This is a genomic window from Porphyromonas sp. HMSC065F10 (assembly GCF_001808555.1).
Classification (GTDB): domain Bacteria; phylum Bacteroidota; class Bacteroidia; order Bacteroidales; family Porphyromonadaceae; genus Porphyromonas_A.
This window is the reverse complement of sequence record NZ_KV793774.1, coordinates 46,699-60,600: the sequence shown is the minus strand read 5'-3', so window position 1 is coordinate 60,600 and position 13,902 is coordinate 46,699. Positions and strand designations below refer to the sequence as shown.

Sequence of the window (13,902 nt, the reverse complement as noted above, 5' to 3'; positions counted from 1 at the left end):
CGACCCGGGATGCGCCCCCGAAGATAAGCCCTTAGTAGTCTCACACAATTTCTTTCGGGAGTTAAAGTTATGAACAGACAATCAGGCGTTACTCGATCAACCCTCAGCATCATACGCTTATGGTCGAGATAATACGCAACCTACTCTGGACGGGGGACATTGCCTCCTCCATCTTTATCCTCGCCCTGGTGCTCACCATCGGCGTCTTACTCAGCAAGATCCGCCTCGGAGGCTTCTCCCTCGGCGTCTCCTGGGTCCTCTTCACCGGTATCTTCCTCGGGCACCTGGGGCTTCGGCTCGATCCTCAGGTGCTCTCCTTTGTCCGCGAGACGGGGATGATCCTCTTCATCTTCGGCATCGGTATGACCGTGGGACCGGGATTCTTTGCCACCTTCCGTCAGGGAGGGGTGCGACTGAACCTCCTCTCTCTCCTCTCGATCCTCCTCTCCCTCATCGTCTCCTACGTCCTCTACCGAGTGACGCAGACGCCTATGGCGACACTGATGGGCATCCTCTCCGGTGCGGTGACCAATACGCCCGCTCTCGCAGCGACGCAGGAGAGCGCCCGCGCTGTCGGCAGCGCCGCCCTCGGGGATGTCGGCATCGGGTACGCCCTCGGCTATCCGGTGGCGATCCTCGGGATGATCCTGACGATGTCTCTGCTGAAGTGGGTCTTCCGGATCGATGTCCCGCGTGAGGAGAAGGAGATAGAAGAGCGGGAGCGTGCCGCCCACAAGGATGCGGTGGTCTACACCCTCGAGGTGAGCAACCCCTGGATGGACAGCAAGAGCGTCTACGAGTCAAAGTCGGTGCTGGAGAAGTATGACGTCGTGATCTCCCGCATCATGCACCACGACTCGGGGGAGGTGGAGATGGCGGGACCGAAGTCGATCATCCGCCTCGGTGACCGCCTGATGGTGATCTCCGACGAGAGCGACAAGGAGACGATCTGCGCCTTCCTCGGCAGGGAAGTGCCGCTCGTGGAGCCGGAGTGGATCACACGAGGGGCGACCGACGTGGTCTCACACCGCTGCCTCGTCACCCGCGACAGGATCAATGGAAAGAGCATCGGGAGCCTGAAGCTCCGCTCCCTCTACAATGCCTCGATCACGCGCGTCTACCGCGCCGGCGTCTACCTGATGGCGCGACCGGAGCTGCTGCTCCAGGTGGGTGATACGGTGATCGTCGTTGGGCACGAGGAGGATGTGAAGCACGTGGAGCAGGTGCTGGGCAACTCACGTAAGACCCTCCGCCAGCCCAATCTCCTCGTCGTCGCCCTCACGATCCTCATCGGAGTGCTGATCGGGAGCCTACGGATCCACCTGCCCTCGATGTCGATGCCGGTCAAGCTCGGCTTTGCCGGCGGGACTCTCGTGACGGCGATCCTGCTGAGCAACTTCGGCACCCACTTCCGCCTCAACACCCACAATACCGAGAGCGCCAATCATATGCTGCGCGAGCTGGGCATTGCACTCTTCCTTGCTTGCGTCGGACTGAGCGTGGGCGAGAGCTTTGTGGAGAAAATCGCAAGCGGCGGACTGGTCTGGATGGGCTATGCGGCGCTGATGATGATGATCCCGCTCTGGGTCACGCTGATCATCGGGCGGCTCTGCCTCCGGCTGGACTACTTCTCCCTCCTCGGCTACGTGGCGGGGAGCATGACCTTTGCTCCGGCGCTCTCACTCACCCCTGACGCGACGAAGAATAACATCCCCTCCGTCGGCTACGCCACCATCTACCCCCTCACCCTCTTCGTCCGCGTCATGGCGGCCCAGTGGATGGTCCTGCTGGTAAGTTAGGGGTAGGTGCGAGTCCTCGTATTCTTCTGCATTCTTGGTACCTTTGGGTGACAAGGATAAGATAACTACATCACCAATAGGACAATGAAAGCAAAGAATCTACTTATAGCCCTTACGGGCACCGCTGCCGCAGCCGGCGCTGCTGCTTACTACTACATCTGGAAAAAGATGGGGCTGCCCCGGGGAGCCTGGCCGGTGAGAGGCTTTGACCTGGAGCGCTATCTCGGCAAGTGGTACGAGATCGCCCGCCTCGACTCCCGCTTTGAGAAAGATCTCGACAACACCACAGCCGAGTACTCCCTCAATGACGACGGCACCATCCGGGTAGTCAATAGCGGCTACGACTGCAAGAGGGAGCGCTGGAGCGACTCCATCGGCAGGGCAAAGCCGATCGAGGACCCCGAGGTGGGGCGGCTGATGGTCTCCTTCTTCGGCCCCTTCTACAGCTCCTACAACATCGTGGAGCTCGACCCGGAGTATCGCTATGCGCTCGTCGTCGGCCGCAATACCGACTACGTATGGTTCCTCTCCCGCACGATGGAGATGCCGGAGGAGGTGAAGGAGCTCTTCGTCTCCAAGGCCAAGGCACTCGGCTACGACACCGACCGCCTCGTCTGGGTCGAGCAGGGCACCCGAGAGCGTCCCGTGGAGCCGGAGACAGACGAGGATCTCGAGGACGAGGAGGATGAGGAGACGGACGACTGAGAGACTACTCCCCCTCCGGTCAGTGAGGACGTCAAGGCTCCTCACTGTCCCATTTCTCCTACTCTCCCTGCTGACCGGCAGCTGTCTATCAGCCCGAGGGAGCGGGGAGGAGGGGGCTATGACTGAGCAAGCGATGAACGATAGCGTAAGAGAGATCTACCTCGCCGGTGGATGCTTCTGGGGGACGGAGCACTTCCTCCGCCAGATCCGTGGCGTGGTGGAGACAGAGGTGGGGTATGCCAATGGAAATACCCCCGACCCCACGTATGAGATCGTCTGTGGCGACAAGTCGGGCTACGCCGAGACCGTCAGGGTGGTCTACGACCCGGAGGTGCTGTCGACGGCAAAGTTGCTGGAGACCTTCTTCCTCGCCATAGACCCTACGACAGTCAATCGTCAGGGCAACGACCGCGGCACACAGTACCGCACCGGCATCTACTACAGCGACCCCGCCGATGAGCCGGTGGTGGCCGCTGCACTGGACCAGCTCCGCACGCAGTACAGCAAGCCGATAGCGGTGGAGGGGATGCCACTCCGGAATTTCTATCGTGCGGAGGAGTATCACCAAGATTACTTGGAGAAAAACCCCTCCGGCTACTGCCACATCTCCCCTGCGCTCTTCCGGAAGGCGCGCGAGGCGAATCAGCCCCGCTTTAGCCGTAAGAGCAAGGAGGAGCTGCGTCAGAGTCTCACCGACCTGCAGTACGAGGTAACTCAGGAGGGCGGCACGGAGCGAGCCTTCAGCCACCCATACGACCGAGAGTTTAGGGAGGGGATCTACGTCGATGTCACTACGGGGGAGCCGCTATTCCTCTCCTCAGACAAGTACGACAGCGGCTGCGGATGGCCCGCCTTCAGCCGACCGATCAGCGACAGCCTCCTCGTGGAACGGACCGACCGCCGCTTCGGTATGCTCCGGACTGAGGTGAGGAGCAAGCTGGGCGAGGCACACCTGGGACACGTCTTTGACGACGGTCCTCGCGAGCGTGGCGGTCTCCGCTACTGCATCAATGGCGCTGCCCTCCGCTTTGTCCCCAAGGAGGAGATGGAGCGCGAGGGCTACGGCGACTACCTGCACCTGCTCAAGAGATAGCCCCCACGCATATACCGATAGAGAGAGCCCCGCACTGACACTCGGTCCGTGCGGGGCTCTCCTTGTATTATGGTCGGCTATCTACCGACAACAGGGGGGTGTTAATTACTTAACAGCCTGCTCTGCCTGCTCAGCGGTCTTAGCTGCAGCGAGGCTGTCAGCCTTGTCAGCTGCCTCATCGACAACCTCCTTAGCCTGGTCAGCCTTCTCGTCGATCTGCTCCTTGAGGGCGTCAGCCTTCTGGTCGATCTGCTCCTTAGCCTGGTCAGCGTTCTGCTGGTTCTCAGTCTTGTTGCAAGAAGCAAGACCCATCATCATACATACAGCAGCAGCGCTGATAGCGATAATCTTCTTCATAACTCTAAATCTATCTTTTAAGTGTGTAAAATATTGCCTATACTCGGGGGCAAAGTTACATCTTATTTTTAATTGAGCAAACTCTCCTCCGAGAAAACCTCGCAATCTCTGTCTGGATCAGCCTTTTGAGCATCGCACGAAAGGGTCCTAAAGGGGGCTAAAGGGTCCCAACCCCCTCCGAGAAGGCATAGCAACCGGCAACAAATGATAACACTTCACCGGGGAGACCGATCAAACCTATGTCCTTACATCCCATCATAGTAGTATAAGAGAATCAGCATTATGAAACAGATTATCACCTACCTCAGAGTCCATATCCTACTTCTGCTCCTTATTATAGGGGCTGCACCGGTCGTCCTGCAGGCGCAGGATCTGAGCGGATCCACGTGGAGGTCCACCTTTGACCACACCGGGGCCAAGGGGTACATCTCCTACCACTTCACCTCGGCACAGGCCGGATACTACGAGTACAGCGTGAAGTCGATCTTTAAGGACTACAAGGGTCGGGGAGACTTCACCTACAGCACCGATGATGGGCGACGTTACATCATCTCCGACGTCGACCACCCCGATGACCCCGACTACAAGACTCAGGTGCAGATCAGCGGACAGCTGCTCACCCTCTCGATGCCCCCACGGGTGGAGCAGATGGTGGAGGGCTCCCCCGGCTTTGTCCGTAAGATCCTGGACGAGTACCTCAGCGATATGCTGTCGCTGCAGCGTCAGGTGATGCCATAAGCGGGAGTTAAGATAGATCCCGAGAGAAGATTGTGGTACCTTTGTCCCCGTGATGAAGAAGGGAGAGAAAACTATATCGGTACTGACTATGACCCTGCTATGCGGAGCGCTGTTGCTCCTCATGGCAGGTTCGCCTCACGATAGCGAGGAGGCTCAGACCTCGGCAGCCGATACCATACTTGTAGCGCACACAGACAGCTGTCGGGTGATCTATGACCGGCTGGGGCTGAGTGCCTGGGTGGAGGAGGAGGCATTTCGCAAGGCCTACGACGGCTACTTCAGGATCAAGAATCGGAAGAAAGAGGTGCTCACGCTGATCGACTTCACGAAGCCGTCCAATGAGGAGCGTCTCCTTGTGCTGGACATGGCGGAGGGGAAGCTCCTCTTCCACTCCCTCGTCGCCCATGGGCGCAATAGCGGCGACCTCTATGCCACCCGATTTTCCAATCGCCCCGAGAGCCATCAGAGCTCGCTGGGGCTCTACCTCACCGAGGGGACCTACACCGGCAAGAATGGCTACTCACTTCGGCTCAATGGTCTGGAGAAGGGGGTCAATGACAACGCCCTCGCCCGTGCGATCGTGATCCACGGCGCCGCCTATGCCGACCCGTCCGTCTGCCGTGGTGGTCGGCGACTGGGGCGCAGCTGGGGTTGTCCTGCCCTACCACCGGCTCTCAACCGCCCGATCATCGACACCATCAAGGGCGGCAGCGTGCTCTACATCTACGGCGAGAGTCGCAATCAGCGCTCCTGACCGCCCTCCTGCTCGCCATAGGGAGCTACCTTCCTCAGTCTCCCCACCATACAATCGTCCTCGACCCTCCCTGGGACTACTATCGGTATTAGCGAATACTAATACCGGTAAAAGAAAACACTAATACCGATATTAGTCGCGCCTAATATCGGTATTAGTGTTTTCGCTCTGGCGGGAGCTTTTTTTATGTCACTCGATCACCACGATGAGCGAATTGCGGAGAGGCGCCCAGTCGTAGACAAACTTGGCGTGGCTGGAGGCATTGCGGACACACATATGGGAGCGGGGCGTGGTGCCAAGGCTGGGGCTCCACTCGCGGATCTTGCCGTGAGGGTCATTGACCGGCACCCCGTGGATATAGGCCCCGCAGCAGAAGCGGCTGGCATAGGGGGCAAAGCCGGCAATCGTCGAGCTGCCGTCGCCGGTGTAGTACATCTTGGGTTTCTTCTCCTGCAGGAGGTAGATCCCGAGCGGCGTAGCGCGTGCATAGGGCGGTCGCTTACGGCCGGTGGTGGCGGGGTTGACACTCCTGACGAGCCACTGCCCACGAGACTCGCGCTCCACGGTGAGGATGTTTTGATTATTTCGGTCGACGAAGATGACGTGGTCAAAGAAGACACTGTCCGGCAGCAGCTCGAGGTACTTCCGCTTCACCATATACTCCCCCTCGTCGTGTCGGGCAAGGAAGATGTGGTAGAAGGAGCCAACGGAGTCAATGACGTGGACGAGTGAGCCGTCCTGAGTATAGCGGACCGGCTGGAGCGTGTCGCTTAGCTCGTAGAGTGCCGCCGACTGATAGCGCTCGACCCCATACTTGTCGGTCACGTGCTTGTACTCGTTGCGGTGGAAGTCCTTGATCGTCGGTGACTCACCATTCTTATTCTGCCGATTGGCGACCACCGCCCAGCGGTTCGCCTCCTCGTAGAGACTCTCGATGTAGGCAAGTCGCTCGCGCACCTGGTCATACTGCACCACACGGAAGGTATCTCGGTAGTCGTAGACGGAGTCGAGGTGGTACTCCTCATAGAGCAGCTCCTCCCGCAGGCTTATGTCTGCCGCCGTGAGGGGCTGCTGCTCCTCCGGCTCCGGAGCAGCGATAGTACTATCTGTAGCCGGCACGCTATCGGCCACCGTCTCAGCACTCACCCCACCCCTCCCGCAGGAGAGGAGAAGTAGCAGGAGGAGCGACAGGGATGGCAGGGTCAGGGATCGTCTATTCATTATGTATGGATGATACGATTGGGAATGGTGAGACAAGATAATCAAAATCCATCGTCTATGGGTACCTTTGTCCTGACTATGGGACAGAAACTAACTATGGAGGAGATGGGAAGGCTCTCGCCGGAGGAGTACTCCGCAGCGCCTAAGTGCCCCATCCTTGTGATACTGGACAACGTGCGGAGTCTGCTCAATGTGGGAGCGGTCTTCCGGACCGCCGATGCGCTGAGACTGCGGGGGATCGTCCTCTGCGGCATCACCGGTAAGCCGGGCCACGCCGACCTGCACAAGAGCGCCCTCGGTGCAGAGGAGACGGTCGACTGGAGCTACTGCTCCGATACCCTTGATGCGGTGCGGCAGGCACGCGAGGAGGGCTACCTGATCCTCTCCGTGGAGCAGGCGCACGACAGCATCCTGCTCCCTGACGTGGCTCAAGTGATCGACACCGAGCGCCCCACCGCCCTCATCCTCGGGCATGAGGTCCACGGCGTGCAGCAGGCGGTAGTCGATGCCTCTGACCACTGCATCGAGATCCCGCAGTACGGCACCAAGCACTCGCTCAATGTCTCCGTCGCGGCCGGCATCGTCCTCTACACCATATCACAGCTCTACCGATGAGACGCACAGCCCTTATCATCGTCGCCGCCGGTCGGGGGGTCCGTATGGGTGCTCCGCTGCCCAAGCAGTACCTCCCTCTGGAGGGGCGACCGATCCTCGCCCATACGGTGCTTGCGGCATCCTCCCTCCTCACTCCGGGCGATCAACTGATCCTCGTAATCCCTCCCGATGACAACGAGAGGGTCCGCGCCTTGCTGGAGGAGTACTGCCCGGGCGTCTCCCTGACGCTGGTGCATGGAGGTGCGACACGTGGGGAGAGCGTGCTCCACGGATTGAGAGAGGTGTCGGAGGAGATCAAGCTGGTGGCGATCCACGACGGGGTACGCCCGATCCTCAGGCGGGAGATGTGGGACCGGCTGCTCGCTGCGATGGAGGGCAGCGAGGCGGTCGTCCCGGTGACTCGCCCCACGGACAGCCTCCGGATGATCACCCCGGACGGGGCTAGCACTGTCCTCGACCGAAGCCTCGTCCGCTGCGTGCAGACACCGCAGCTCTTTACCCGCGAGGCGGTCCTCGCCGCCTACGAGGCGGAGGGCGACACGGCCCAGACGGATGACGCCGGGCTCTACAGCCTCCACACCGGACGCAGTCCGCTCCTCGTCGAGGGCGACCCGGACAATCTCAAGATCACCACCCCCCGCGACCTCGCCCTCGCCTCCCTGATCCTTTCCGCTGACAAAGAATAACCCCATGGCACGACCCGGAGACGGCACCTTGCTCGGCAGCGATCTCACCTACCTGAGTGGGATCGGGGAGCGACGCGCCCACCTGCTGGCAAGCGAGCTGTCCCTTCGGACGCTGGAGGACCTGATCCTCTACTTCCCCTACAAGTACCTCGACAGGACGCAGATTTACCCCATCAGCCAGCTCTCCACCGGACTGGCATACGTCCAGCTGAGAGGGCGCATCGTCAGTCTCGAGCAGGAGGGACAGGGACACCGCAAGCGGCTGAGGGGCTACTTCAGTGATGGCACCGGGATGGTGGAGCTGGTATGGTTTAATAGCATCTCCTACTGGACCCGCACCCTTCGTCAGGACACGGACTACATCCTCTTCGGTCAGCCCAAGGCCTTCAAGGGCGTGATCAGCATCACCCACCCCGACATCGAGGTGGCGAGCAAGGCGGGGGAGAGCGTCGGGAGCTTTTTCCCCCTCTACCACACGTCAGAGCGGATGAAGCGCTCGGGGATGGATAGCAAGGCACTCTCGGGTGCCGTCCGTAGGGCATTTGACCGGGTGCAGGGGCAGATCCCCGAGACCCTCCCCGGCTACTTCCTGAGTCAATATGGGCTGATGCCGAGGGCTCAGGCGCTCTACGCCATGCACTTCCCCACTGACTCGGCACAGCTGGAGGCGGCACAGCGGCGGCTCAAGCTGGAGGAGCTCTTCTACCTCCGCCTCCGGATGCGTCTGATCCACGCCGAGCGGCAGGCAGAGAGTGGCGGCTTCGTCCTCGGACCGCTGGGGGACCACTTCATGACCTTTTATGAGCAGGGGCTCACCTTTGAGCTCACCGGGGCGCAGAAGCGCGTCCTCAGGGAGATCCGCGAGGACGTCACCTCGGGACATCAGATGAACCGCCTCCTACAGGGCGATGTGGGCTCGGGGAAGACGGTCGTGGCGCTCCTCGCGATGCTCCAGGCGGTGGACAGCGGCATGCAGGCCTGTATGATGGCACCGACGGAGATCCTCGCGCAGCAGCACTACAATACCCTCACGAGGATGCTCCGAGGACAGAAAACATCCGTCGCCCTCCTCACCGGATCGATGCGGAAGCGGGAGAAGGAGCAGATCACCGCCCGCGTGGAGGCGGGCGAGGTGGACATCCTCGTCGGCACCCACATCTTGATCGAGGACTACGTCCGCTTCCACGCCCTCGGTATGGCGGTGATCGATGAGCAGCACCGCTTCGGCGTCTACCAGCGGAGCCGGCTCTGGGAGAAAAACCCCGCCCTCCACCCCCACATCCTCATCATGAGCGCCACCCCGATCCCCCGCACGCTCGCCATGACAATGTACGGCGACCTTGACGTCTCGGTCCTCGATGAGCTCCCACCGGGGCGCACGCCCATCAAGACTAGCTTTGCCCTCGAGAAGGACGTGGTGGAGGTGCGGAAGTTCCTCCATATGCAACTCCGAGAGGGACGGCAGGTCTACATCGTCTATCCGCTCATCGAGGAGAGCGAGAAGAGCGACCTGAAGTCGCTTGAGGAGGGGTACGACGAGACAAGGAGTATCTTCCCCTCCTATCAAGTGGGGATGGTGCACGGGAAGATGAAGGCGGCGGACAAGGAGGAGGAGATGCGGAAGTTTGCCGCCGGCGAGACGCAGATCCTCGTAGCTACCACGGTGATCGAGGTGGGGGTGGATGTGCCCAATGCCACAGTGATGGTGATCACAGCGGCGGAGCGCTTCGGTCTCTCGCAGCTGCACCAGCTCCGCGGGCGTGTCGGGCGAGGCGATAAGCAGAGCTACTGCATCCTCCGTGTGGGACCCAAGGCGGGCGCCACCTCGATGAAGCGGATCCAGGTGATGTGCGACAGCACGGACGGCTTCTACATTGCCGAGCAGGATATGGCGCTGCGGGGCTATGGCGAGCTGGAGGGGACGCAGCAGAGCGGCACGGCGATGAACCTCCGTGTGGCGGATCTCAGCCGAGATGTGACCGCCGTCACCTTTGCCGCCCGGCTGGTCGACTGGCTCCTCAAGGACGACCCCACGCTCTCCAAGGAGATCAACACGCCCATCCGCACCACCCTCGCCGAGCTGATGACCGACGCCCCCGACTGGGGCCAGATCAGCTGACCCTCCATGCACCACCGGCAGACTACGACCGCCCTCTTCTCCCATCTCTATCACTTCATATTACGTCGGTGAGGGATGAGCCTTGAATAAAATTTACCAAAACCACCGGAAAGTGTAAAATAAATTAATACCTTTGTCGCATACCAAGCTGGCACCCGGCTTCAACTCCTTTAGCAATCACGGCAACCCCACTCCCGGAGTGGAAGGACTTCATACGAATACAATTTACAAACACTATCGGTAGCATTAGCATTATGGACACAACTATCCGACGCTTTACCGCCATAGTCGCCCTATTCATCGGCTTATGCCTGCAGGTCTATGCCCAGTCTCAGGAGACTGTGACACTCGTTCTGAGTCAGACGACTCTGCAGGAAGCTCTGAATCGGGTGCAAAAGCAGACAGGCGTGACTATTACCTTCTCTCCGCAGAGCCTCTCCAAGGAAGCGAGCCGGAAGGTCTCACTCAAGGTGAGTAACGTATCTCTCAAGGCAGCCATGGATCGCCTCCTTGAGGGGTCCGGGATGACCTACACCATCAGCGGCAAGCAGGTGGTGATCACGAAGTCCGGACCGGTCAAGAGTGGTCCGACCACCATCCACGGTACCGTGGTTGATGAGGCAGGGGAGCCCCTCCCCGGTGTCACGATCCGGCTGAAGGGGAGCAACAGAGGCACGACCGCCAATGTCGATGGCTCCTACAAGCTCGATGTGCCCAATATCAAGACCGCCGTCCTCGTCTTCTCCCTCATCGGCATGAAGACGGAGGAGGTAAAGCCCAAGAGTGCTACCGTCAACATGACCCTCCGCGAGGCAGCCGAGCTGCTGGGTGAGGTGCTGGTGGAGAGTACAGGATACCAGGATACGGAGAAGCGGCTCTCCACCTCCTCCGTTGTCACCATCGACGCCTCTGACGTGCTGACGGCTGATGCCGGCTCCGTCGATCAGATGCTCTCCGGTAAGATCCCGGGACTGACCGTCCTCGGTGATGTCTCCACGCCGGGTGCCGCGGCCAAGATCCGCGTGCGCGGCGTCTCCACACTCTCCGGCAGTCGCGACCCGCTCTGGGTGGTCGATGGTATCATCCTCGACGACCCGGTACCGCTATCGGCTGAGGAGATCAACTCGCTAGATAATGTCAATCTCATCGGTAACGCCATCTCGGGACTTAACCCAATGGACATCGAGAAGATCGATGTGCTGAAGGACGCCGCCGCCACCGCGATCTATGGTGTGCGCGCCGCCAATGGCGTCATCGTTGTCACGACGAAGAAAGGCTCCGGTGGGCGCTTTGCTGTCAATTACAGCGGCTCCGTCACCTACAACCAGCGACCCAACTACGGACAGATGGCGCTGATGAACTCCAAGGAGCGCATCGAGGTCTCCAAGGAGATCGAGGAGCGTGGTCTTCCCTTCCTCTTCCGCGTCTCCCGCGTAGGGTACGAGGGACTGCTGATGGACCTCTACGACAGGAAGCTGACGGAGGACCAGTTCCTCCAAGGTGTGAAGACGCTGGAGGAGAATAACACTGACTGGTTTGACCTCCTCTTCCGCGACACCGCCTCTCAGCGGCACAACCTCAGTCTCAGCGGTGGCAACGACAAGGCGACCTACTACGCCTCCGGAAGCGTTGCCCTCCAGCCCGACCTCGTGAAGGGGAAAGGGGTGAATAACTACAATGGGATGCTGAAGATCAACTTCCGTCCCTCGAAGCAGGTGACCGCTCAGGTGCAATTCCGCGTCAATGGCAGTGATAAGAACTACACCTACATGAGCGTCTCTCCCTACGCCTATGCCCTCCGCACCTCCCGAGCCATCGCCGCCTATGACGACGCCGGGGAGCGACTCTTCTACAACAACTCTATGGGCTACATGGAGGAGCTTCGCTTCAACATGATGCACGAGATGGAGCATACCGGCAATACGGTGAAGGGGAATGGCTACAATGCCATCGCCTTCCTCGAGTACCGCCCCATCCTCGACCTGAAGCTCAATACTACCTTCGGTCTCAATATGAGCAATACGCAGAGTGAGTCGTGGTTTGACGAGCAGTCCTACGAGGCGGCAAAGATGCGCCGGCTCAATTACGGCAGCCCCCTACCGGACACCGAGAAGTTCCGCAAGGAGATGTGCACACTGCCCTATGGCGGTATGATGAGCACCAATAACATGCGCAACCTCAGCTGGCAGTGGCGTGCGCAGCTGATCTACAACCTCCGCCGCGGACCGCACGTCCTTTCAATCAATACCGGTCCCGAGCTCCGCTCCGTACACTACACCGGTATCTCCTCCAAGGAGTACGGCTACCTGCCGGAGCGCGGTCAGACCTTTATGTACATCGACCCGACAGTCTGGCTCGCCTACAAGAATATGGCAGAGTACTCGAGAGACCGGATAACGAATAGTCTCTCCAACTTCGTCTCCCTCTTTGCCAACCTCACCTACACCTACGACCGGCGCTACATCGCCACCTTCAACGTCCGCGCTGAGGGGTCCAATAAGTTTGGTCAAGATCCCAAGGCTCGCTTCCTCCCGATCTGGTCGCTCTCCGCACGCTGGAACGCCCACGAGGAGGACTTCCTGAAGGACGTCAGCTGGCTCAATCTCCTTAGCTTCAAGGGCTCCTACGGTATCCAGGGTAATGTCTCCGACGACCAGACACCGAGCCTGATCATGCGCTTCGGAGAGTACGAGAGCCTGAGCGAGCAATTCCAGAGCCACATCTCCAAGCTCCCCAATCCCAACCTCCGCTGGGAGAAGAATACGTCGTGGAATGCCGGCTTCGAGACCGCCCTCTTCGACAACCGTCTGACCTTCTCCGTCGACTACTACCAGCGTATCGGTACCGACCAGCTGATCAATAAGGTGGTCTCTCACACCCTCGGACGTACCAATATCCAGATCAATGCCGGTACGCTCGTCAATAAGGGACTTGACTTCATGGCCACGGTGACCCCGATCCGCACGAAGGACTGGACCTGGACCCTCAATGTCAATGGCTCCCATAACGAAAACATCGTCACCGACGGCGGTATCAATACCGACTACACCTATCTCCAGCTCCTCAATGGTAGCGTGATCCGGAATGGCGAGTCAGTCAATACCTTCTACTCCTACCGCTTCAAGGGTCTGACAGAGAAGGGTCTGCCTGACTTTTACGGCATCGAGCCGTCCAAGGAGGGTGAGACGAGGGAGGACTTCTATGCCCGCGCCTTTGTCAACTCCGGCTCCCGCATCCCGATCGCACAGGGAGGTATGGGCACCTCACTGAGGTGGAGGGACCTGACGCTTAACCTCTTCTTCAGCTACAGCGTTGGCAATAAGGTCCGCCTCAATGACCTCTACAACGACGGCGGTCAGACCACACCGAAGCCTCAGGAGAACCTCTCCTCCGAGCTGGTGGATCGCTGGCGTCAGCCGGGCGATGAGACGAAGACGAATATCCCCGCCATCTCGTCAAATTCATTGGATGATGTAGCGATCAAGCCAGGCACCCTGTTAAGCGAGGGGAGCCGCTATAAGTACGAGTTTGCCCGCAATCGCTGGCAGATGTACAATAAGAGCGACCTCCGTGTCGTCAGTGGATCCCACGTCCGTCTCCGCTCCGCATCGCTCGTCTACCGCTTCCGCCCGGAGCTGCTGGAGAAGACCGGTTTCCTCCGCTCTGCCAATGTGAGACTGGAGGGCTACAACCTCCTCCTCTTCGCCTCCAAGGACCTCCACGGACAGGATCCGTCTCAGGTCACCCTTGGATCTCGTACGACCCCTCCGTTGCCCTCCTTCGCCGTGACGGTCAACCTGGGATTCTAATCGCTC

The 13,902-nt window shown here is 59.8% G+C and carries 11 protein-coding genes; 9 read left to right on the top strand and 2 right to left on the bottom strand.

Annotation, left to right across the window (positions count from 1 at the left end; genetic code table 11):
• Positions 1–119: 119 nt before the first annotated feature.
• From HMPREF2890_RS03390 to msrB, 3 genes are all read left to right on the top strand, one after another.
• On the top strand, positions 120–1,799 hold the full coding sequence (locus tag HMPREF2890_RS03390; protein ID WP_070465363.1) for a putative transporter: 1,680 nt from the start codon (positions 120–122) through the stop codon (positions 1,797–1,799).
• A gap of 84 nt (positions 1,800–1,883) precedes the next feature.
• Positions 1,884–2,504 carry a lipocalin family protein gene (locus HMPREF2890_RS03385; protein ID WP_070465360.1) on the top strand — a complete coding sequence of 207 codons (621 nt, stop codon included), beginning with the start codon at positions 1,884–1,886 and terminating at the stop codon, positions 2,502–2,504.
• On the top strand, positions 2,485–3,597 hold the full coding sequence (gene msrB, locus HMPREF2890_RS03380) for a peptide-methionine (R)-S-oxide reductase MsrB (RefSeq protein WP_083289772.1): 1,113 nt from the start codon (positions 2,485–2,487) through the stop codon (positions 3,595–3,597). Before HMPREF2890_RS03385 ends, msrB begins: the two co-directional genes overlap by 20 nt.
• Before the next feature lie 105 nt (positions 3,598–3,702).
• Here the strand turns inward: msrB and HMPREF2890_RS03375 are convergent, their stop codons facing one another.
• Positions 3,703–3,954 carry a hypothetical protein gene (locus HMPREF2890_RS03375; RefSeq protein ID WP_070465357.1) on the bottom strand — a complete coding sequence of 84 codons (252 nt, stop codon included), beginning with the start codon at positions 3,952–3,954 and terminating at the stop codon, positions 3,703–3,705.
• 282 nt (positions 3,955–4,236) lie between these two features.
• On the opposite strand from HMPREF2890_RS03375, the gene HMPREF2890_RS03370 reads away from it, so the two are divergent.
• Both HMPREF2890_RS03370 and HMPREF2890_RS03365 read left to right on the top strand, forming a co-directional pair.
• Positions 4,237–4,692, top strand: coding sequence for a hypothetical protein (locus HMPREF2890_RS03370; protein WP_070465354.1), 456 nt, complete (start codon positions 4,237–4,239; stop codon positions 4,690–4,692).
• A 52-nt stretch (positions 4,693–4,744) separates the two neighbouring features.
• Positions 4,745–5,446 (top strand): murein L,D-transpeptidase catalytic domain family protein, encoded by a 702-nt coding sequence (locus tag HMPREF2890_RS03365; RefSeq protein ID WP_246825283.1) that lies wholly within the window; start codon positions 4,745–4,747, stop codon positions 5,444–5,446.
• A gap of 189 nt (positions 5,447–5,635) precedes the next feature.
• Here the strand turns inward: HMPREF2890_RS03365 and HMPREF2890_RS03360 are convergent, their stop codons facing one another.
• The gene (locus HMPREF2890_RS03360; protein ID WP_070465351.1) at positions 5,636–6,667 is read right to left on the bottom strand and encodes a L,D-transpeptidase; all 1,032 of its coding nucleotides are present in this window, start codon (positions 6,665–6,667) and stop codon (positions 5,636–5,638) included.
• 78 nt (positions 6,668–6,745) lie between these two features.
• Here HMPREF2890_RS03360 and HMPREF2890_RS03355 point away from each other — a divergent pair, with 78 nt between their 5' ends.
• The 4 genes from HMPREF2890_RS03355 (at position 6,746) to HMPREF2890_RS03340 (ending at position 13,896) form a co-directional block, all read left to right on the top strand.
• A complete protein-coding gene (locus tag HMPREF2890_RS03355; protein ID WP_070465379.1) occupies positions 6,746–7,282 on the top strand; it encodes an RNA methyltransferase in 537 nt (178 codons plus the stop codon).
• A complete protein-coding gene (gene ispD, locus HMPREF2890_RS03350; RefSeq protein ID WP_070465348.1) occupies positions 7,279–7,968 on the top strand; it encodes a 2-C-methyl-D-erythritol 4-phosphate cytidylyltransferase in 690 nt (229 codons plus the stop codon). The genes HMPREF2890_RS03355 and ispD overlap by 4 nt, the downstream gene beginning before the upstream one ends.
• Before the next feature lie 4 nt (positions 7,969–7,972).
• A complete protein-coding gene (recG, locus tag HMPREF2890_RS03345; RefSeq protein ID WP_070465344.1) occupies positions 7,973–10,087 on the top strand; it encodes an ATP-dependent DNA helicase RecG in 2,115 nt (704 codons plus the stop codon).
• A gap of 254 nt (positions 10,088–10,341) precedes the next feature.
• On the top strand, positions 10,342–13,896 hold the full coding sequence (locus HMPREF2890_RS03340; RefSeq protein ID WP_070465341.1) for a SusC/RagA family TonB-linked outer membrane protein: 3,555 nt from the start codon (positions 10,342–10,344) through the stop codon (positions 13,894–13,896).
• Positions 13,897–13,902: the final 6 nt, after the last annotated feature.